We start from the raw sequence: 1,512 nt of genomic DNA, 5'->3' as shown, positions 1-1,512 counted from the left end.
TGTCTGACGTCAGCGCTTATGGGTCCAAATAGCGTTATTTGATAAGAGAGTGTTGTTGGCTCATCATAACCACTGAGGAGTGGCCGATGAGACAGACAACTGGAACACGCAAAAGCCCTGGCGAGAAGATCGTCAAAGATATCAAACGGGCGACCCGCAAACATTATTCATCCGAAGAGAAGATCCGGATCGTACTCGATGGGCTGCGTGGCGAAGACAGCATTGCTGAGCTGTGCCGCCGTGAGGGGATCTCGCAGGGCATCTACTACAAGTGGTCTAAGGACTTCATGGAAGCTGGGAAGAAGCGGCTGGCAGGTGACACAGCGCGAGCTGCAAACACTGATGAGGTTAAAGAGCTGCGCCGCGAGGCAAAGGATCTCAAGGAAGTGGTTGCGGAGCAGACGCTTGAGCTGCGTCTTCTCAAAAAAAGCATGTACGACGGTGGGGGCGACCACGAATGAGGTATCCCGCATCCGAGAAGTTAGAGATCATCCGGCTTGTCGAGGAAAGCCATCTGTCGGCGCGCCTGACTCTCGCCAAGATGGGTATCCCTCGCACGACGTTCTATCGTTGGTATGATCGGTATTTGCAACGCGGCGAGGCTGGCCTGAAGGATCAATCTCCCAAGCCAAAACATGTCTGGAACCGCATCCCTGATGACGTGCGGCGCAAGGTGGTGCAGCTGGCGCTGAAAGAGACGGAATTATCTCCCCGGGAGCTGGCCGTAACGTTCACCGACAAAGAAAACTACTTTGTATCAGAGGCTTCAACATATCGGATATTGAAGGCGCATGACCTGATCACCAGCCCTGCCTTCATCGTGATCAAAGCGGCCAGCGAGTTCAAAGACAAAACAACCGCCATCAATCAACTTTGGCAGACTGACTTCACCTATCTCAAAGTTCTGGGCTGGGGTTGGTTCTATCTGTCGACCATCTTGGATGATTACAGCCGTTACATTATCTCGTGGAAGCTCTGCGCCAACATGCGGACTGAAGACGTGACCGACACGTTGGACCTCGCGTTGGAGGCGTCAGGATGTGACCAAGTCCACGTCGTTCACAAGCCGCGTCTGCTCAGTGATAATGGGTCCAGCTATGTCTCAGGCGACTTGGCCGAATGGTTGAAAGACAAGGGCATGAAGCACTCACGCGGAGCGCCATATCACCCCCAAACACAGGGCAAGATCGAACGATGGCACCAAACCTTGAAGAACCGCATCCTGCTGGAAAACTACTTCCTGCCGGGTGATCTGGAAGCTCAGATCGAAGCCTTCGTCGATCACTACAATCATCAGCGATATCACGAGAGCATCAACAACGTCACACCCGCTGACGTCTACTTTGGCCGCGACAAAGCCATTCTAAAACAAAGGGAAAGGATCAAACGGAAGACACTCGAAGCGCGACGCTTGCATCACCGCCAGCACGCTGCATAATCAAACCAACTAGATGAGCCAAACTCTCTCTTAGTTTAGGCCGCTCTTGGACCCAAAAACTCTGACGACGGACA

Annotated in this window: 1 protein-coding gene; it reads left to right on the top strand. The window is 53.0% G+C overall.

Going from position 1 to position 1,512, the window contains the following annotated elements:
- Positions 1–86 precede the first annotated feature (86 nt).
- Positions 87–1,438 (top strand): IS3 family transposase gene (locus OE750_RS18115; RefSeq protein WP_263765707.1). Its coding sequence is split into 2 segments (ribosomal slippage): positions 87–423 and positions 423–1,438, totalling 1,353 coding nucleotides; the frame shifts between segments, so codons are not numbered across the junction.
- Positions 1,439–1,512: the final 74 nt, after the last annotated feature.

It is taken from the genome of Lentibacter sp. XHP0401 (assembly GCF_025751535.1).
Lineage (GTDB): Bacteria > Pseudomonadota > Alphaproteobacteria > Rhodobacterales > Rhodobacteraceae > Lentibacter.
Note: the sequence above shows the minus strand (reverse complement) of the source record. Positions and strands in the feature narration are given on the sequence as shown.